Origin of the sequence: uncultured Bradyrhizobium sp., from assembly GCF_964252615.1 — a bacterium.
Lineage (GTDB): Bacteria > Pseudomonadota > Alphaproteobacteria > Rhizobiales > Xanthobacteraceae > Bradyrhizobium.
The window spans coordinates 96,587-115,047 of sequence record NZ_CAXUNQ010000009.1; the positions used below are offsets into that span (position 1 = coordinate 96,587).

General features: G+C 62.2%; 17 protein-coding genes and 1 pseudogene. 6 read left to right on the forward strand and 12 right to left on the reverse strand.

Features of this window, described 5'->3' with window-relative positions; genetic code table 11:
- Positions 1 to 56: 56 nt before the first annotated feature.
- Positions 57 to 827 (reverse strand): anti-sigma factor family protein, encoded by a 771-nt coding sequence (locus ACFE72_RS08025; protein WP_375412546.1) that lies wholly within the window; start codon positions 825 to 827, stop codon positions 57 to 59.
- Between the two features lie 50 nt (positions 828 to 877).
- Positions 878 to 1,366, reverse strand: coding sequence for a sigma-70 family RNA polymerase sigma factor (locus tag ACFE72_RS08030; RefSeq protein ID WP_375412547.1), 489 nt, complete (start codon positions 1,364 to 1,366; stop codon positions 878 to 880).
- Between the two features lie 191 nt (positions 1,367 to 1,557).
- On the opposite strand from ACFE72_RS08030, the gene fabI reads away from it, so the two are divergent.
- The 4 genes and pseudogenes from fabI (at position 1,558) to ACFE72_RS08050 (ending at position 5,442) form a co-directional block, all read left to right on the forward strand.
- Positions 1,558 to 2,388 carry an enoyl-ACP reductase FabI gene (gene fabI, locus ACFE72_RS08035; protein ID WP_375412548.1) on the forward strand — a complete coding sequence of 277 codons (831 nt, stop codon included), beginning with the start codon at positions 1,558 to 1,560 and terminating at the stop codon, positions 2,386 to 2,388.
- Positions 2,389 to 2,536: 148 nt separating this feature from the next.
- Positions 2,537 to 3,130, forward strand: a complete 594-nt coding sequence (locus ACFE72_RS08040) for a histidine phosphatase family protein (protein ID WP_375412549.1) — start codon at positions 2,537 to 2,539, stop codon at positions 3,128 to 3,130.
- Between the two features lie 168 nt (positions 3,131 to 3,298).
- The gene (gene aroC / locus ACFE72_RS08045; RefSeq protein WP_375412550.1) at positions 3,299 to 4,384 is read left to right on the forward strand and encodes a chorismate synthase; all 1,086 of its coding nucleotides are present in this window, start codon (positions 3,299 to 3,301) and stop codon (positions 4,382 to 4,384) included.
- 1 nt (position 4,385) lies between these two features.
- Positions 4,386 to 5,442, forward strand: a pseudogene (locus ACFE72_RS08050) (adenylate/guanylate cyclase domain-containing protein).
- Between the two features lie 96 nt (positions 5,443 to 5,538).
- Here the strand turns inward: ACFE72_RS08050 and clpS are convergent.
- On the reverse strand, positions 5,539 to 5,844 hold the full coding sequence (gene clpS, locus ACFE72_RS08055; RefSeq protein ID WP_375412551.1) for an ATP-dependent Clp protease adapter ClpS: 306 nt from the start codon (positions 5,842 to 5,844) through the stop codon (positions 5,539 to 5,541).
- 201 nt (positions 5,845 to 6,045) lie between these two features.
- On the opposite strand from clpS, the gene ACFE72_RS08060 reads away from it, so the two are divergent.
- Positions 6,046 to 6,885: a DUF1194 domain-containing protein gene (locus ACFE72_RS08060; protein WP_375412552.1), complete on the forward strand. Its 840-nt coding sequence runs from the start codon at positions 6,046 to 6,048 to the stop codon at positions 6,883 to 6,885.
- 139 nt (positions 6,886 to 7,024) lie between these two features.
- Here the strand turns inward: ACFE72_RS08060 and ACFE72_RS08065 are convergent, their stop codons facing one another.
- The 9 genes from ACFE72_RS08065 to ACFE72_RS08105 all read right to left on the reverse strand — a co-directional run bounded on the left by ACFE72_RS08065 (position 7,025) and on the right by ACFE72_RS08105 (position 17,205).
- A complete protein-coding gene (locus ACFE72_RS08065) occupies positions 7,025 to 8,269 on the reverse strand; it encodes a class I SAM-dependent RNA methyltransferase (RefSeq protein ID WP_375412567.1) in 1,245 nt (414 codons plus the stop codon).
- Positions 8,262 to 8,969 carry a TlyA family RNA methyltransferase gene (locus ACFE72_RS08070; protein ID WP_375412568.1) on the reverse strand — a complete coding sequence of 236 codons (708 nt, stop codon included), beginning with the start codon at positions 8,967 to 8,969 and terminating at the stop codon, positions 8,262 to 8,264. The genes ACFE72_RS08065 and ACFE72_RS08070 overlap by 8 nt, the downstream gene beginning before the upstream one ends.
- Positions 8,970 to 9,016: 47 nt before the next feature.
- Positions 9,017 to 9,568, reverse strand: coding sequence for a nucleoside 2-deoxyribosyltransferase (locus ACFE72_RS08075; protein WP_375412553.1), 552 nt, complete (start codon positions 9,566 to 9,568; stop codon positions 9,017 to 9,019).
- Positions 9,569 to 9,678: 110 nt separating this feature from the next.
- Positions 9,679 to 11,625, reverse strand: a complete 1,947-nt coding sequence (gene dxs / locus ACFE72_RS08080; RefSeq protein ID WP_375412554.1) for a 1-deoxy-D-xylulose-5-phosphate synthase — start codon at positions 11,623 to 11,625, stop codon at positions 9,679 to 9,681.
- 317 nt (positions 11,626 to 11,942) lie between these two features.
- Positions 11,943 to 13,241: a hypothetical protein gene (locus ACFE72_RS08085; RefSeq protein WP_375412555.1), complete on the reverse strand. Its 1,299-nt coding sequence runs from the start codon at positions 13,239 to 13,241 to the stop codon at positions 11,943 to 11,945.
- Between the two features lie 198 nt (positions 13,242 to 13,439).
- Positions 13,440 to 13,691 (reverse strand): exodeoxyribonuclease VII small subunit, encoded by a 252-nt coding sequence (locus tag ACFE72_RS08090; protein WP_375412556.1) that lies wholly within the window; start codon positions 13,689 to 13,691, stop codon positions 13,440 to 13,442.
- Between the two features lie 69 nt (positions 13,692 to 13,760).
- Entirely contained in the window at positions 13,761 to 14,690 is a 930-nt protein-coding gene (locus ACFE72_RS08095; protein WP_375412557.1) for a histone deacetylase family protein, read from the reverse strand.
- Between the two features lie 104 nt (positions 14,691 to 14,794).
- Complete coding sequence (locus ACFE72_RS08100) at positions 14,795 to 16,441, reverse strand: bifunctional metallophosphatase/5'-nucleotidase (RefSeq protein WP_375412558.1); 1,647 nt, start codon at positions 16,439 to 16,441, stop codon at positions 14,795 to 14,797.
- 2 nt (positions 16,442 to 16,443) lie between these two features.
- On the reverse strand, positions 16,444 to 17,205 hold the full coding sequence (locus ACFE72_RS08105) for a crotonase/enoyl-CoA hydratase family protein (protein WP_375412559.1): 762 nt from the start codon (positions 17,203 to 17,205) through the stop codon (positions 16,444 to 16,446).
- A gap of 127 nt (positions 17,206 to 17,332) precedes the next feature.
- Here ACFE72_RS08105 and ACFE72_RS08110 point away from each other — a divergent pair, with 127 nt between their 5' ends.
- Positions 17,333 to 18,271 (forward strand): ring-cleaving dioxygenase, encoded by a 939-nt coding sequence (locus ACFE72_RS08110; RefSeq protein WP_375412560.1) that lies wholly within the window; start codon positions 17,333 to 17,335, stop codon positions 18,269 to 18,271.
- Positions 18,272 to 18,461 lie beyond the last annotated feature (190 nt).

An 18,461-nucleotide genomic window follows, 5' to 3' on the forward strand; every position in this document is an offset into this window, starting at 1 on the left:
TGCCTGTGAAGATCGATGGCTGCGCGGGTCGAGCCCGCGCATGATGCCGTTTTTCCTCACCCGCCGGCTTTCTCCGCCTGATCATACACCAGCCGCGCGACCTGGTTCAGCCGGTCCTTGTCGGTAGGTCCCGACAGCACATAGCCGACGCCGTCTTCGGACCAGTACATCGCGCCACTGTTCTCCGCGGCGGTGTAGCGCATCTGCGCGGTCTTGGTGTTTGCGCGCGAGGTGTAGAGCGTGAAGCGTTCGCCGGTCGGGCTTTCATACATCAGGAACGACGCCGGTCCGGCGGGACCGGGCAACAGCCGGCCGCCGACGAGCTTCAGTCCCGTCGCGTCCAGCACCGGCGCGCGAACGCTCCAGCCGCAGCGCTTGGTTAGCCATTGCTGCAAATGCGCGCGCTCGCTTCCCGGCACTTCGACGGGGTGACGAACTTCCACCACATAGAGCTTGTGCGCATCGAGGGCATCGACCGTCAAATCCTGGAACGCGGAGGGAGCGGCTGACGCGCCGCGCGCCATCCAGCCGACGCCGCCGCCGGCGACGAATGCCAGCAGCGCTGCCGCAGCGGCGCCTACCATCCATTTGCGCGGCTGCCGCACCAGCCGCTCGATCTCGAGCCGTTTAGGCACCGCCTCGTCGGCGACGCCATCGTAACGCGCATGCAGGGCTTCCGCCATCGCGCGCCACGCCTGTACCCTTTCGGCATCATCGGGGTGGGTCGAGAGCCATGCCTCGACACTGCCGCGACGCTCCGACGGCAACTCGTTGTCTATGTACGCGTGCAATTCGTCCTCGGTAACGGGAATATCTTTATCGGTCATTGTCTTGGTCTCTATCCAATCTGATTAATACGTATGCATAACGCTTGGCATCACTTCACGCGGCGAAGTGCCGGACGTGCGCCGTCAAGGCACGCCTTGACATGCGCACGGGCGCGGGCGAGGCGGGACATCACGGTGCCGATCGGCACGCCCTGGATGTCTGCGACCTCGCGGTAACTCAACCCCTCCAGCATCACCAGCAGAAGCACCGAGCGCTGATCCTCTACCAAAGTCGCCAGCGCGCGGGCGATGTCGCGGCCCTCTGCCTCGGTGCCGCTGGCGTCCGGATTATTTTCCAGAAGCGGCGTGAACTGCGGACGCCGCGCCAGCGAGCGGCGGCGGTTGCGGTTGAGATTGGTCAGGATGGTGTAGAGCCAGCTCCTGATATCGCCGCCGAGAAACAGCCGCTCGGAACGCAACGCCCGCACCAGCGTATCCTGCACCAGATCGTCGGCGATATCCGCATCGCGCGCGAGCGCGCGCGCGTAGCGGCGCAGTGCCGGGATCATGGCTTCAACGTCGTCGCGAAACGCGGTCATTCACACCTGGTCCTGGGTTTGTGGGGCGGGTTCGGCACCATTGACGCCCTGCCTAACATAACACCGAAATAACGGGACTATTCCGTTAACATTGGGACGCGAAACGCCCGTCTGGAGCGCACATTTAGGGTGTACCAAGGCCAGGTGCTGGTGTACCCCGACAGGGTCGATTCTATCGAATGGGAAACGGAATGGCGGATCATTCAGACCTGATGCAGGGCAAGCGCGGGGTGATTCTGGGCGTCGCCAATAACCGCTCGATCGCATGGGGCATCGCGAAAGCGTGCCACGCGGCCGGCGCGGAGATTGCGATGACCTGGCAGGGCGATGCGCTGAAAAAGCGCGTCGAGCCGCTGGCCAAGGAACTGGGCGGGTTGCTGCTCGGCCACTGTGATGTCACCGATCCCGCGACCATCGATGCGGCTTTCGACATGCTCAAGGAAAAGTGGGGCAAAATAGATTTCGTCGTGCATGCGATCGCGTTCTCGGACAAAGATGAACTCGACGGCCGCTATATTGAAACCACTGCGAATAATTTCTCCAAGACGATGCTGATCAGCTGTTATTCACTGACCGCGATTGCGCAGCGCGCTGAAAAGCTGATGACCGATGGCGGTTCGATTCTGACGCTGACCTATTACGGCGCCGAGAAATGGATGCCGCATTACAACGTGATGGGCGTGGCCAAGGCAGCGCTGGAGGCCAGCGTGCGCTACCTCGCCGCCGACATGGGCAGCAACAACATCCGCGTCAACGCGATTTCGGCGGGGCCGATCAAGACGCTGGCGGCATCGGGGATCGGCGACTTCCGCTACATTCTGAAATGGAACGAATACAACGCGCCGATGCGCCGCACCGTCACCATCGAAGAAGTCGGCGACAGCGCGCTCTATCTGTTGTCCGACCTGTCGCGCGGCGTCACCGGCGAGGTCCATCACGTCGATTCCGGCTATCACGTGGTCGGGATGAAGCGGCCCGATGCGCCGGATATTTCGCTCAGCAATTCGCTGAACAAGGAATGATTAGTGTCGTCCTACGCGGGCGTGGCCCGGCCGCATCCGTCCTGATGCCGTCGTTCCGGGCGCGCCGTCATGCCCGGGCATCCACGTCTTTGCGTCATCCAAGACATGGATGGGCCGGGCCAAGTCCGGCAATGACGGGGAGCGAGATATGCCGACCATCTATTACATTCGCCACGGCGAGACCGACTGGAACGTCGAAGGCCGCCTGCAGGGCGGCATCGACACGCCGCTCAACGATCTCGGGCGAACGCAGGCCGCGCATGCCGGCGCCATCCTCGCCGATCTGTTTAAGCGCGACGGACGCGTCGCATCGAGCCTGGATTTCGTCGCAAGCCCGTTGCAGCGGGCGCGGCATACCATGGATCTGGTTCGCTCCGAACTCGGCCTGCTCGCGGACGGCTATACCCTCGACGATCGTCTGCGCGAAATCGGCTACGGCCAGTGGGAGGGCTCGACGCTGGCGCAAATGCAAGCGTTGGATCCGGAACTGTTTGCGATCCGCCAGATCGATAAATGGACGGTGCCGCCGCCGGGCGGCGAAAGCTATGCCGCGGTGCAGATTCGAATGCGAGACTGGTATGCTTGTCTAAAGGCCGACACCGTCGCCGTGGCCCATGGCGGCACCGCCCGGGCGCTGATGGTGGCGCTCGGCATCGAAACGACGTCCAGCGCCGCCGATTTGTTCATCGAACAGGGCGTTGTTTACGTGTTCAGCAACTGCGGCGTGACGAAATATAGTTAAGGCTGCGCGAACTCTCTACCCGTCATGGCCGGACTTGTTCCGGCCATCTACGTCTCTGCTATTGTCGAAGGATGGATGCCCGGCACAAGGCCGGGCACGACGAAAGTTGCGATTTTCGCCACTTCTCGCTACGACGAGTAGCGGTTTTCGCTACGTTTGGTGCGACCAATGTCCTTCAACACCTTCGGTCACCTGTTTCGAGTCACGACCTTCGGCGAGAGCCATGGAGTCGCGATCGGCTGCGTGGTCGATGGCTGCCCGCCGCAACTCGCCTTGACGGCGGAAGACATCCAGCACGATCTCGATCGCCGCCGTCCCGGGCAATCACGCTTCACCACCCAGCGCCAGGAAGCCGACGCGGTGAAAATCCTGTCCGGCGTGATGGCGCATCCGGACACCGGCGTGCAGGTCACGACTGGGACGCCGATCGCGCTCCTGATCGAGAACACCGACCAGCGCTCGAAGGATTATTCCGACATCAGGGACAAGTATCGTCCCGGCCATGCCGACTTCACCTATGAGGCGAAATATGGCCTGCGCGACTATCGCGGCGGCGGCCGCGCCTCGGCGCGCGAGACCGCGACGCGGGTGGCGGCGGGCGCCATCGCCCGCAGAATCGTGCCCGGCATGACCGTGCGCGCCGCACTGGTGCAGATGGGGCCGCACAAAATCGATCGTGAGACATGGGACTGGGACGAGATAAGCCGCAACCCGTTCTTCTGTCCGGACAAGGGCAAGGCCGCGTTTTTCGAGGGCTATCTCGACGACATCCGCAAGCGCGGCTCATCGATCGGCGCGGTGATCGAGGTCATCGCGGAAGGCGTGCCGGCGGGGCTCGGCGCGCCGGTCTACGCCAAGCTCGATGGTGAACTTGCAGCGGCGCTGATGAGCATCAATGCGGTGAAGGGCGTCGAGATCGGCGCAGGCTTTGGCGCCGCGGAATTATCCGGCGAGCAAAACGCCGACGAGATGCGAATGACCAATCATGGGCCGGGCTTCATCAGCAATCATGCCGGCGGCATTCTGGGCGGCATTTCGACCGGCCAGCCCGTGGTGGCGCGGTTTGCGGTGAAGCCGACTTCGTCGATTCTGTCGCCGCGCCGCACCGTGGATCGCACCGGCGCGGACGCTGATATCATGACCAAAGGCCGTCACGATCCCTGCGTCGGCATTCGTGCGGTGCCGGTGGGCGAAGCCATGATGGCCTGCGTGCTGGCGGACCATTTCCTCCGACATCGCGGCCAGGTGGGATAGCGTGCCGGCCGTCGAACTCCAGAGCATCACCGGCTGGCTGATCGATGGCGCGCGGTCGGCGCCAAATCCGGCCGCGCTGCTGGAGCAGACCTGCGAGCGTCTGGTCGCAGCGGGTGTGCCGCTGTGGAGGGTCGGTGCGTTCGTGCGTACGCTGCACCCGGATGTTATGGGCCGTAACTTCATCTGGCGGCCCGGGGCCGAGGTGACGGTCGGCACCGCCGCCTATGATCTTCTGGATTCGCCGGAATTCACCAATAGCCCGCTGGCAATCGTGTTTCGTGAGGGTATCGAGGTTGCGTATCGGATGGACGACCAGGAAAGCCGGCGCTTTCCCTTTTTCGACGATATGCGGGCGGAAGGCGTCACCGGCTATATCGCGCTGCCGCTTCGTTTTACCGACGGCGCGGTTCATGCCTCTAGCTGGAGCACGAAGCAACCGGGTGGTTTCAGCGAGGCGCAGCTCACGGCGCTCAGGACCCTGGTCGTGCCGTTCTCGCGCCTCGGCGAAATTTTTGCGCTCCGGCGCACCGCGGCGACCTTGCTGGAGACCTATGTCGGGCAACGGCCGGGCGAACGCATCCTGCCAGGTCGAAGCCATCATGCGGCGTGGCGGCGAAGTGCTCAAATTCATGGGCGACGGTCTGTTGGCGGTATTTCCGGTAGCGGCAGATAACGGTAACGCCGCGCAAATTTGCAATCGGGTTTTCGAAGCGGTCGATGAATGCCGGGGCAGCGTGGCCAGCCTGAGCTATTCCGAAGGCGGTCACATCGTGGAGCAATTTCGATTCGGTCTGGCGCTCCACATCGGCACGGTACTTTACGGCAATATTGGAGGCGGCAATCGCCTCGATTTCACCTGCATCGGTCCTGCGGTCAATCTGGCCGCCCGGCTGGAGAAAATTGCAGGCAGCCTGCATCGCACGGTGGTCGCCTCCGCAAACTTCGTCGGAATGTGCGGCGCCGGAACCTGGACCGATCTCGGCGAGTTTCCGATCGCCGGATTTTCCAAAGCGGAACGGGTTTTCGGGTTGCTGGACGAAGTACCGGCGCCGGCCTGACTGTCATTACGAGCGAAGCGAAGCAGTTCGAAGGACGGGTGTGGACTGGATCGCTTCGTCGCTTGCGCTCCTCGCGACGGTGGTCGGGTTCTTTGTCTACTCTTCCGGTTCCGTTGTAAACAGCAGCGGGTAGCCTTTGGCGCGGCCGGCGTCGGTGGCGCGTGTCGCCTTGGTCTCGGCGACGTCTTTGGTGAAGACCGCAACGACGCAAACGCCGCGCTGGTGCGCGGTGATCATCACCTTATGTGCCTGGTCCTCGGTCATGCGGAATTCCGCCTTCAGGACCGTGACGACGAACTCGCGCGGGGTGAAGTCGTCATTGACCAGGATGACCTTGTGCAGCTTCGGCCGTTCGGTTTTGGTTTTGGCCTTGGTGCGTGGCTTGACGATGGGTTCGATCATTCCGGCGGCACCTCCTGACGTTTCGCGGTTCTCAGGCCAGAATACAACGTTCCGGCTTTCCGCGAAACCACCGCCTTTGCGAGCGGCTTCCCTGAATACGGCGTCCGCTCGCTGACTTGAATGTGATGGAGAACCGATGTTCCTGCTTTTCGTCGGCCCCGTTGCGTGCCACCATCGTCGCAGATGACCGGAGGGCCCGCTATGCGCTGGTGTGTCTCGATCGGGGCCGTGCTTGTCGCCGGGGCGATAGCCGGCGGTAACGTTGTCGGCGTCGCCGCGCCGAACCCCGGAGCCCAACTGGCCGACACCAGGGAGCTGCCGTCGGTCGATGTCGAACTTGTTCTCGCTGTCGATGTGTCTTATTCGATGGACATGGATGAGCTTGCCATCCAGCGCGAAGGTTATGCGCAGGCCATCGTCTCCAAGGAATTTCTGCAGGCGCTGAAGACCGGCCCGAACGGCAAGATTTCGATCACCTATTTCGAGTGGGCGGCCTCCAGCGACCAGAAGATCATCATTCCGTGGCGGCTGATCGACGGCCCGGAATCGGCCGACGCGGTTGCCGCCGAAATCATGAAAACGCCGATCCGCCGGGCATCGCGCACCTCGATATCAGGCGCAATCAATTTCGCGATGCCGCTGTTCGATGAGAATCCGCATCGGGGCTTGCGTCGCGTCATCGATATCTCCGGCGATGGCCCCAACAACAACGGCGCGCCCGTAACCGGCGCGCGCGATGCCGCGGTCGAGAAGGGCGTCACCATCAACGGCCTGCCGATCATGGTGAAAGAGCCGTCCTATTCGACCATGGATATCGACAATCTCGATTTCTATTATGAAGACTGCGTGATCGGCGGGCCCGGCGCGTTCGTGGTGACGATCAAGGACCGTGATAAGTTCAAGGAGGCGATCCGGACCAAGCTTGTGCTCGAGGTCGCGAACCGGACGCCGGAACGCCGCGTTGTCCCGATCGCCGACAAAGAGCAGCGGGTGAATTGCATGATCGGCGAGAAGATCTGGCAGGACAGGTGGGGCCGGTAGTCGCGCCCCGAACGCAACGCAGCGGGCGGCCTCTTCGCGTTGTGGTGCGCTGCAGCCGGGGCCGTAACGGAACTCCGCGCAGCGGCATGAAGAATGCCGTAGCGCGTTCAGGAGGCGAGGCTGCGCTTTTCACGCAGACCTACCTTCCCCGCGTGAACCGCGCCACCAATTCCACATGCGGCGTATGGCGGAACTGGTCGACCGGCGTTACGCCTTCGATGCGGTAGCCACCGTCGATCAGGATACGCGCATCCCGGGCAAACGTCGCGGCATTGCACGACACCGCGACGATGACGGGTATCCTGCTGGCCGCCAGTTGCCTCACCTGCGCCTGTGCCCCCTGCCGTGGCGGATCGAATACCACCGCGTCGAAGTCGCGCAATTCCTGCGGCACAAGCGGACGCCGGAACAGATCGCGCCTTTCAGCCTTGATCGGCTTCAACCCGGGCGTCGAGGCCGCAGCCTTCTGCAACGCGATCACCGCGCCGGCATCGCCGTCGAATGCCGAAATGCGCGTGCGCGTTGCGAGCCGCAGCGCGAACGGCCCGACGCCGCAAAACAGATCGGCGATGCGCTTTGCGCCCTGGCAATGCTTGGCCGCCAACGCGGCGAGCGCTTCTTCGCCCGCCGCGGTCGCCTGCAGGAATGAGCCTGGCGGCAGCTCCACGGCCGCGATGCCCATACCCACAACCGGCGGCGTGCGCATCAGCACCAGTTCACCATGCCGCGTCAACCGCGCCAATCCATGCTGCTCGGCTATGCGTGACAGCGATGCGATCATGGCCGGTGGCAACGGACCCGAGCCCCGCACATCGATATCGAGACCGCCCTGGGTAGCGGTGACCTGGACATCCAGCGGTTTTGCAGTCGGCTTCAAGACGTCGGCGAGCGCTCGCGCGGCATCAAGTGCGCCGTGCAGTCCGGAATCGAGAATCGGGCAGGCCTCGATCTCGACAATCGCATGGCTGCCCGCCGCGGCAAAACCTATTCGCAGATCGCCGGAACTGCCGCTCCGCGCATGCGCGGTGATGCGCCGCCGACCGCTGCCATGGGCATCGATGAGGTCACCGACCGGGCATTCGATTGCCGCATGGGCGAGCGTATCCACCACGATCCGCCGTTTCCATGCGCGATACGCTTGCGGCTGCCAATGCTGGATGGCGCAGCCGCCGCAGGCGCCGAAATACGGACAAAACGGCGCAATCCGTTCCGCGCTTGCGGTCGCGACCCGCAATAGCAGTCTGCGATCGGGATGACCTGGCACCGCACCGGCTTCGACGGCTTCGCCGCCGAGCGTGTATGGCACGAACACGGCTTGCCCGCCGGCGAATGCCACGCCGTCGCCGCGATGGCCGACGTGGTCGATGGCGAGACGTTCAGCCACGGCGCGCGCCGATGAAGAATTCGACATTGCCGTCGCCGCCGGCGATCGATGACGGAAACACCTGGACGTCCGTGCATCCGAGCGAGGTCGCCAATGCCGTGATGTCGTCGCAGACCTGTCGATGCACTGTCGCATCGCGGACGATGCCGCGCTTCAAATGCTTTCGCGGTGCTTCGAATTGCGGCTTGATCAGCGCCAGCAGGCGCATCGGCGCCGCCGCCAGCGACAGCGCCACCGGCAATACGGCCTTCAGCGAGATGAAGCTTACGTCGATGACGACGACATCCGGCCGCATTGGCAACCGCGTGCCGTCAAGATTGCGAATGTCGGTTTTTTCCATGGAAACTATTCGAGGATGACCATGCAGCGACGGATGCAGCTGGCCGTGACCGACATCGATCGCAAACACCAGGCTGGCGCCGCCCGCGAGCAGTACCTCGGTGAAGCCACCGGTGGAGGCACCGACATCGAGACAGACACGATTTTCGATTTCGATCCGATATTGCTCCAGCGCGCCCGAAAGCTTAACACCGCCGCGCGACACGAACGGATGCGCCGGCTGTGCCTGCAATATGGCATCAGCCGGAAGTCCTTCGGATGGTTTCAGAACCTGTTTGTCATTGGCGACGACGAGACCAGCCTCAATCGCGGCCTGGGCGCGGGCGCGACTTTCGAACACGCCGCGCTCGACCAGCAGCATATCGGCGCGCTTGCGGAGAGAAGGAGGGCTGTCTTGTTTTGGCAAGGTCAACTCGCTAGTCGAGTCGCGGCTAGTTTCACGCACGCCTCGAACCAGGTGAGGTCGTGCCAGATATCCGAAGGTGCCGTTAGCGGCACGATCAGCGGGCAGCCATACAGGTCGAGCGCATGTATTATCATCAGATTGTCCGGAAAGCGGAAGTTTTCGACCGTCAGACCTTCAGCGTCGGTCAGGCGGTCGCCGCGCGGCTTTACGGCGGTAAACCGCGCGACCCGGTCGGCATAAAGCGTGGGATCGTTCGAGTAGCCCAGACACAGTTTACCGCCCGCTGCCATGTAGCCTAATTCATAAACGGTACCGGCATCCGCACTCGGCCCGCGAAACGGCGTCAGGTTGGCGATGATGGCATCGGCTTCGTTCATCATGGCCTGGTTGGCACGGAATATTTGCAACGACGCATCGGCTGCCGTGGGATCGATGACATTATCCAGCGGGTACGATCCGCTCAGCCCGTAGCGCGCGCAGAGGTCGGCTTTGTGCCGCCCGACGTCAATGGCATCCGGCAGGAACACTTCGGGACCTGCCAGATACACTTTCATGGTATCTCGTCGTCATTGCGCGCGAAGCGAAGCAATCGGAACCAGAGACGACGCCGGATTGCATTGCAAGCGCTCCTCGCAACGACGAACGCATTGGCAGTCCGCAAAACTCAGGCCAGCTTCACCGTTTCGGCCTTGAAATCCTTGCCGAGGGCTTCGAACACCTTGGTGACGATGCCCTTGGCGTCGAGGCCGGCGCGGGCGTACATCGCGTTCGGTGAATCGTGGTCGAGGAACACATCCGGCAGTACCAGCGAACGCATCCGCAAGCCGCCATCGAGCATCCCATGGTCGGCCAGCGCCTGCATCACATGCGAACCGAAACCGCCGATCGCGCCTTCTTCAATGGTGAGGAGAATCTCATGCTCGCGCGCGAGTTTGAGCACCAGATCGAGATCCAGCGGCTTCATGAAGCGCGCATCGGCGATGGTGGTGGAGAGGCCATGCGCGGCCAGTTCGTCGGCAGCCTTTTCGCATTCGGCTAGACGGGTGCCGAACGATAGCAGCGCGACCTTGGTGCCTCCCCTGATAATACGGCCCTTGCCGATCTCAAGCGGAACGCCGAATTCCGGCATCTCGACGCCGCGGCCTTCGCCGCGCGGGTAGCGCACCGCGCTGGGGCGATCGTTGATCGCAACCTGCGTCGCCACCATGTGCACCAGTTCGGCCTCGTCCGACGCCGCCATGATGACGAAGCCCGGAAGGCAGCCGAGATAGGCGTTATCAAACGAACCCGCATGGGTCGCGCCGTCGGCGCCGACCAGGCCGGCGCGATCGATCGCGAAGCGGACCGGCAGGCCCTGGATCGCCACGTCGTGGACGATCTGGTCGTACCCGCGCTGCAGAAAGGTCGAATAGATGGCGCAGAATGGCTTGTAGCCTTCGGTCGCAAGTCCCGCCGCGAAGGTCACGGCATGCTGTTCGGCGATGCCGACGTCGAAGGTACGCTCGGGGAAGCTTTTTGCGAAAATATCGATGCCGGTGCCCGAGGGCATTGCCGCGGTAATACCGACGATCTTGTCGTCCTTTTGGGCTTCCTTGACGAGGCTTTGGCCGAATACGTTTTGATAGGATGGTGCATTGGGCTTGGACTTGGATTGCGCGCCGGTCGCGATGTCGAACTTGACCACGGCATGATATTTATCGGCAGCGGCTTCGGCGGGGCCGTAGCCTTTACCTTTTTGGGTCACGACATGAACCAGGATCGGCCCGGTTTCCATGTCGCGAACGTTCTTCAGGACCGGCAACAGGTGGTCGAGATTGTGGCCGTCGATCGGGCCGACATAATAAAAGCCGAGTTCCTCGAACAATGTGCCGCCGCCGACCATGAAGCCGCGGGAATATTCCTCCACGCGGCCGGCGCGGTCGGCGATCAGCTTGGGCAGATGCTTGCCGAGCTGCTTGCCGGCTTCGCGCAGCGAGCGGTAGGTCTTGCCCGAATATAGTCGCGACAGATAGGCCGACATCGCGCCGACCGGCGGCGCAATCGACATGTCGTTGTCGTTGAGGATGACGATCAGCCGGGAGTTCATCGCGCCGGCATTGTTCATGGCTTCATAGGCCATGCCGGCGGACATCGCGCCGTCGCCGATTACGGCTATGACGTTGTTCTTGCCGCCAGAAAGATCGCGCGCCACCGCCATGCCGAGCGCCGCCGAGATTGAAGTCGAAGAGTGGGCGGCGCCGAACGGATCGTAGTCGCTCTCGGTGCGCTTGGTGAAACCCGACAATCCACCGCCGGTGCGCAAGGTCCGGATACGGTCGCGGCGGCCGGTAAGGATCTTGTGGGGATACGCCTGATGCCCGACGTCCCAGATCAGACGGTCACGGGGCGTATCGAACACGTAATGCAGCGCCGTCGTCAGTTCGACGACGCCAAGGCCGGCGCCGAAATGGCCACCGGTGACGGAGACGGCGTCGATGGTTTCCATCCGCAATTCATCGGCAACCTGCTGGACTTGGTCCACCTTGAGGCGGCGCAGATCGTCCGGCGTGCGGATGGTATCAAGAAGCGGAGTTTTACTAAATTCGGTCACGGCGATATTCCAATTTTGCATGTCGGGGACGGGCTGTCGAAGTAAGACGGCTGCACATTGGCAGCGAAACCGAGGTGCCCGATGGCTTTCCTGAGAAAGGAAGCCTTGATTTTGCAGCCCAGAGTGCGCTCCGATTGATAACTGTGACACATATCAGTTGTTGCGGCGTCATCCGGCAGAAGCATTTTCGATAGTTAATTGAGGCGCTTACCACCCATGAGAAAGCGGCGGCAGTGCCTCTGTCGTCACCCCCTATCGCGTCCACCTTTACACCAAAGCAGCCGCCAAAGCCAACCGCCGAGGCTTGGCCAATCTCGGACGAGCATGCCAGGCAAGAATTAACCTCGTCGAACAGCGGTCGGTTCCATCCTGCCCGTTTCGGAGGCATCCAGGCCGGCATTTGACCCGGTTTCCAACCTTTTCCAGCCTATTTCGCGCGTGCTGGCGTCTGCCGCAGCGATGGCCAGCGATGCAGCCTGGTCAGCCATGCGCTCCTTCAGGGGCACCGGGCCGCAAACAATCATGAAAAAATCGTAAGCATGAGGCCGTTCGTTGGCCATGACGAACTGGAAATGAACCCGGAAGAACTTCCAGCGAAAACGGTCGTAATGCTCCGGCTTGATGATTTCCCGGAATCGGACCGCGACGACGGTGGGATTGCGCCTGACGGCGCCGACATCGATGCCGTGACCGCCAATCGGGTCGAACGGATAGAAATTCATGACATCCTTGCGCGATTGACAGTCGATCCAGCCGATCGAAGGTTCGATTGCGAGCTGGCGCAGATGATCCCGGAAATCACGCGACACGGCGTGAAAACCGACGATGGGGAAGTTGCCGCCGATGGTCAGCAGCATGACCCGCGGGCCATGCCGTCCGAGGTCCGGATCGAGCCTGAGCGCGCGCGCCAGAATTTCGGCGCCCAGGAACGACCCCGAACTGTGGCCGACAATGACGATCTCCTGGGCACCGCTGGTCTTGGCGACATTGACGAGATGCCGGGCAAAGCGCTCGATGCGCTGATCCCATTCCGGCCGCTGGCGGTGAGAAAATTCCCAGGTCCAGATTGTATCGGACAGCAGATAGAGCAGGTATGTCAGGTTTTCCGTATATTTCAGCAGCGTGCCGAGCACGGCGACAAACAGCGCGATTGCTGCAGCGATGCTGAGGAACGCAGGAATCCCGAGCGCCTCAAGTCCCCATCCGAAGCCAACGGCGATCCCCGCCGACCACAAGGCTTCATTAAACAGCAGGAAATGCGGATAGGTGATGAAAGTCGCAAATCGCCAATGCGCTTTCCAGAACCGGGCGATGGTGCCCCCGAACACCAGACGCCAGTAAATGATCACGGCACGGAAGACGGTGCGCCATATCGGCCAAGCGAGATCGTTTTGAATGAAGTCTTCCGTCCGGAGGAAATCGTAGTGGGTACGGGTCTGCCAATCCGGACCCTTGGTTTCAATGGTCCAGGACGCCTTCTCACCATCCGGAGCGCTTTCCGGCCGGCTGGTAATGGCGGCAATGCCGTAAAGCTTGCCGAACTTCCGCAGTTCGGTTCTGAACATGCGGTAATACTGCGCAAGGCCGCGCGGATCGTATCCTTGCACATAAATGATATGGCGGTGCTGAACGCGCACTACTCATGATCCCCGGACTACAGCCGGACTATATCAGGCTGTGCAACGCGCCAAGAGCTAATTCAGCCGCAAATCTTCACCGTGGGTCGTCCCGGCGAACGCGGAAGAAGGTCTCCGTCCGCCGACATGCGATTCCGGACCGTAGGGTTCGGGGTCACCGCGGCACGAGCAGAACCGGTGCGACCAACACGCATGCGGTTACTGGACGTCCAGCGGCTCCGTCCCGGTCACCTGGCCATCGGCATCGGTGGTGATCTTGTCGACCCGCGCTTCGGCCTGCCGCAGCAATTCCTCACAGCGGCGCTTCAGGGCTTCGCCCCGCTCGTAAATGACCACCGACTCTTCCAGCGGCACCTTGCCGTCTTCGAGGCGTTTGACGATCGATTCCAGCTCTTCGATCGCGCGCTCGAAGCTCAGCGTCCTTACGTCCACATGGGGGTTTTCGGCCATATTGCGTGTCCTGAATGTCCTTACCGTCGCCGACTTGAAGATATTTTGCGGACCCATTGTGGCGGGAGTTCACGCACCCATCAATGCGGTGACATGGGCTGCGACCGACTCCTTCAGGCCTTGCAGATCATAACCGCCTTCAAGCACGGAAACCACGCGACCGCCCGCGCTTGTGTAGGCGACATCCATCAACTTGCGCGTGACCCAGCCGAAATCTTCCGCGTCGAGATTGATGTTCCCCAGCGGATCGCGGCGATGCGCGTCGAATCCGGCGGAAATGACGATCAGTTCCGGTGCGAATTTCTGCAGTTGCGGCAAAATCAGGTTTTCGAAAGCGGCATGGAATTTCCCTGCTCCGTCATTTGGCGCCAGTGGCGCGTTGACGATGGTGTCATGCTCGCCGCGTTCGCCGGTGGCGCCGGTGCCGGGGAACAGCGGCATCTGGTGGGTCGAGCAATACATCATGGTCGGATCGGCCCAGAAGATATCCTGGGTGCCGTTGCCATGATGCACGTCGAAGTCGACCACGGCGGCGCGGGCGATGCCGTATTTGCGCTGGGCGTGACGCGCGGCGATCGCCGCATAATCGAAGAAGCAGAACCCCATTGGCTTGTTGATTTCGGCGTGATGTCCCGGGGGGCGCATCGCGACAAAGGCATTGTCCGCCGCGCCCGACATCACCGCGTCGGTGGCGGCAACCGCGCCGCCGACGCCCCGCATGACCGCTTCCCATGTCCCGGGCGACATCGACGTATCGCCGTCGAGATAGATCAGGCCCCGGTCAGGCGCAATACGTCGCAGTTCTTCGACGTAATGCTCGTCGTGACATAGCGTAACCAGGTCGAGCGTGCCCTCGGGGGCTTGTTCGCGCACAAGTTTTTCAAAGCGGCTATCGGCCAGAACCTGATCGACCGCACGGATTCGATCCGGCCGCTCCGGGTGTCCTGGCGGGGTTAGATGGTCGAGGCTTGCCCGGTGAGTCAGCAGAAGCGTTGTCATGCAGGAAATCCGGCGCGAATGTGCGGCTGCGAGAGAAAGATAAGCTAGTTGCTTGTTGCGCGTTCCGAAAGAGCAGCCGGTGAAAACACGGGTCGGCGTCGGGGTCAATTCACACGGGCGATCCGGTCAGGCGTGGTCGGCGAGATCGGGCTGCTGGTCCGGAAATAAGTGTACAAGGCCTCGACGTCGTAGCCGCCAAACCGCAGGCCGGCGCCGTCCTTCAGCACGGTAAAACCATCGCCGCCGACAGCGAGGAAATTGTTCACGGTGACGCGATAGGCCGTCGCCGGATCGATCCGCTGACCGTTCAGGGACATGCGATCGGCCATTACGCGTCGACCGAACGGCTTCGTGCTATCCCACGCATAGCTGAATCCTTTTGAAACCTGCAGAATGCGTGGCCGCGCGGGATCGAGCCACTGCTGCTCCAGCATGTCTTTGATCCCGGCGCCTGTGAGCGTCAGCGTTACCAGTTGATTCCGGAACGGCTGGCTGGCGAACAGATCGGCATAACTGACCGATCCATCCGGTTTCTTCACGATGTCGGTCCTGATTCCGCCCGGGTTGGTGAATGCGATCGCTGCGCCATTGCTGTCACCGCGCGTCGCAGCCAACTGCGCGTCGGCAATGATGTCACCAAGAACGCTCTCGCCCGCTTCGTTGGGCGCGCGCGAGAGCGTGGCCGCGATCGAGCCGGCGACACGGTTGGCGATCGGTCCGGCGACCTTGTCATAGGCCTCAAGCAGCGCGGCTTGCTCCGAATCCCTGGCGTAGACGCCGGTGCGGACGATGATGTTGTCGGCCCTGGCGCCAACGATGTCGCGCGTTCCGCGATCGAGCTTGAGGTCGATTGCCGTGACGATGGTGCCGAATTTGTCGCCGCTGGTGACGAGCCGTCCGTCGATCTCGCAGGTATAGGCCTGGTGGGTGTGGCCGCTGACTATCACGTCGATGGCCCTGTCGAACCGTTTGACGATATCGACGATCGGCCCCGAGATGCCCGGACACTCATTATAACCGCCGGTCGGAAAGCCGCCTTCGTGAATCAGAACGACGATCGCTTCGACGCCGCGCGCCCTCAGCTCAGGCACCAGCGCGTTCACCGTTCCGGCCTCGTCCTTGAATTCCAGCCCGGCCACGCCGGGCGGCGAGACGATGTCCGGCGTGCCCTTCAGCGTCAGGCCGATAAAGGCGACCGGAATACCGTCGAACCATTTGATCTCGTACGGAGGAAAGATCGTTTTGCCGGTGCTTTTCTCGATGGTACTGGCGGCGAGGTAGCGAAATGTCGCGCCGGAAAATGGCCGCGGTCCCTGGCATTTATCGATCGGATGGCAACCGCCGTTCTGCATGCGGCGCAATTCGTCGATGCCCTCGTCGAATTCATGATTGCCGACCGAGGCGATCTCGAGGCCCATGATCGACAGGGATTCGATGGTCGGCTCGTCGTGAAACATCGCCGACAGAAACGGGCTGGCGCCGATCAGGTCGCCCGCCGCGACGAAGATGTTGTTGGTGCTGCCGGCGCGGAGTTGCTTGATCAGCGTCGCCATGTGTTCGGCGCCGCCGGCCGGCACCGTAACCTTTCTGGCCGTGTCGTCCGGATCGGCAATTCTGATGCCGCCGGGCGGCGGCCGCAGATTGCCGTGGAAGTCGTTGATCGCCAGTATTCGCAGTTCGACCGGAGCGACGGGTTCGGCAACAGCGTTCGATGCCAGGCCGATCAGCGCAGCGGCGAACGCGAACCTCAACGTCAGGCCTTCTTGCGTGCAACGAATGCCCTGAAGGCGGCAACCGCTTCCTTCGAGCGCATTCGCTCGCCGAACAGATGGCTTTCCTGGTCGATCCTGCGGGTCAAGTCCTCGGGCGGCAGCTTGAGAAGTTTCCGCGAGATCGCAACGGCTTCCACCGGCAACGCGCAGATTTCACGCGCCACCTTGCGTGCCTCGGCTTCGGTGTGCCCTGGCGCCACGACGGTATTGACGAAGCCGGCCACGCGCGCATCGTCGGCGTTGATGGTACGCCCCATTACCAGCGTGGCGAAGGCGCGCTGGTGTCCCATGGTACGCGGCATCAACAGGCTGGAGGCTCCTTCCGGAACCAGGCCGAGATGGATGAACGGCGTCGAAAACGTCGCCGTCTTGCTGGCGAGCACATAATCGCAGTGGAACAGCATGGTGGTGCCGATACCGATTGCGACGCCATCGACCGCAGCGATGATCGGCTTGACGTTGTGCGCCAGCGAATAAAGGAATTTGATGGCGTTGGAAGCGCGGGGGGTGTCGCCGCTCGAGGTGCCGTCCTTCAGAAAGTCCTCGACGTCGTTTCCAGCCGTGAACACGCCGGAACCTCCGGTGATGATGATGCAGCGGATCGACGGATTGTTCTGCGCGGTGTCGATCGCATCGCTCATGGCGCGATACATATTCTGCGTGATCGCATTCTTTTTTTCGGGCCTGCGCAGCGTGATCACGCGGGTCGCGTCTTCGTCAGTGACTATGAGGTGCCCGGGCATGATCAGTTTCCTGGAAACAGGCGGCAACGGTTCGGCTGGCGAGTCTTCGGGTTGCATCCTACATGATCCGCAACGAGGCCAAAGTGCGCACGCCGATTTTCCCCGGGAAACGACCAAGGATAATGCAATGCAACTGACCGGAATTCATCATCTGACCGCGATTTCGGCGAAACCGCGCGAAAATCTCGCCTTTTATACCGGCGTGCTCGGCATGCGGCTGGTGAAGAAAACCGTCAATCAGGACGATGTCAGCGCCTATCACCTGTTTTACGCCGATGCAAAGGCCAATCCCGGCACCGATCTGACCTTTTTTGATTTTCCGGCTGCACCGGAGCGGCGCGGCACCAACAGTATTTCGCGCACCGGATTGCGCATCGCCGGCACGGCGAGCCTTGCCTTCTGGCACGATCGCCTGATCAAGGCTGGCGTAAAGACGGGCAAGGTGGCCGAGGTCGATGGCCGCATGACCCTGCCATTCGAGGACGGCGAAGGCCAGCGACTGGTTCTGATCGATGACGGAGGCGAGGGTGCAGCGTCGCCATGGGAGAAAAGCAGCATACCGCCGGAGCACCAGATCCGCGGGCTCGGGCCTGTCATACTGAGCGTCCACGATCTTGGTCGTACCGCTGCGGTCCTCACGGACGTCATGAACATGACCCGTGTCCGCGATTATGGCTATGAAGATGTGCCGGTCCAGGTATTTGCGATGGGCGAGGGCGGTATCGCCGCGGAACTGCATGTCATCGAGCAGAAAGGACCGATGGCGCGGCAGGGCGCCGGCGGTGTGCATCACGTCGCCTTCCGCACGCCTGACAATGCGCAGTACGCGGCGTGGGTGCAACGGCTGAACGAATCCGGCGTTCCGAACAGCGGCGAAGTGGACCGGTTTTATTTCCGTAGCCTGTACTTCCGCGAGCCGAATGGCATCCTGTTCGAGATCGCGACCGATGGACCGGGCTTCGCCACCGACGAGCCGATGGAAACGCTTGGCGAAAAACTGGCACTGCCACCGTTCCTGGAGCCGCGCCGCGCCGAAATCGAAGCCGGACTGAAGCCGCTGAGTTAGCCGCGCGTAGGGCGACGTATTATTCGGCTGCCGCCCGTGCGCTTGACTTGCTGCTTCAAATTTCAAACAGCCGCAACTTTGCATTACCGCAATATCGCACTCCACGGGGCGCGTTCCCCGGACGCAGCGCAGCGCAGCCCTTGCGGAGCGGTGCGCTGCAGAGCCGGGGTCCCGGTTGTTGCGGCTGCAA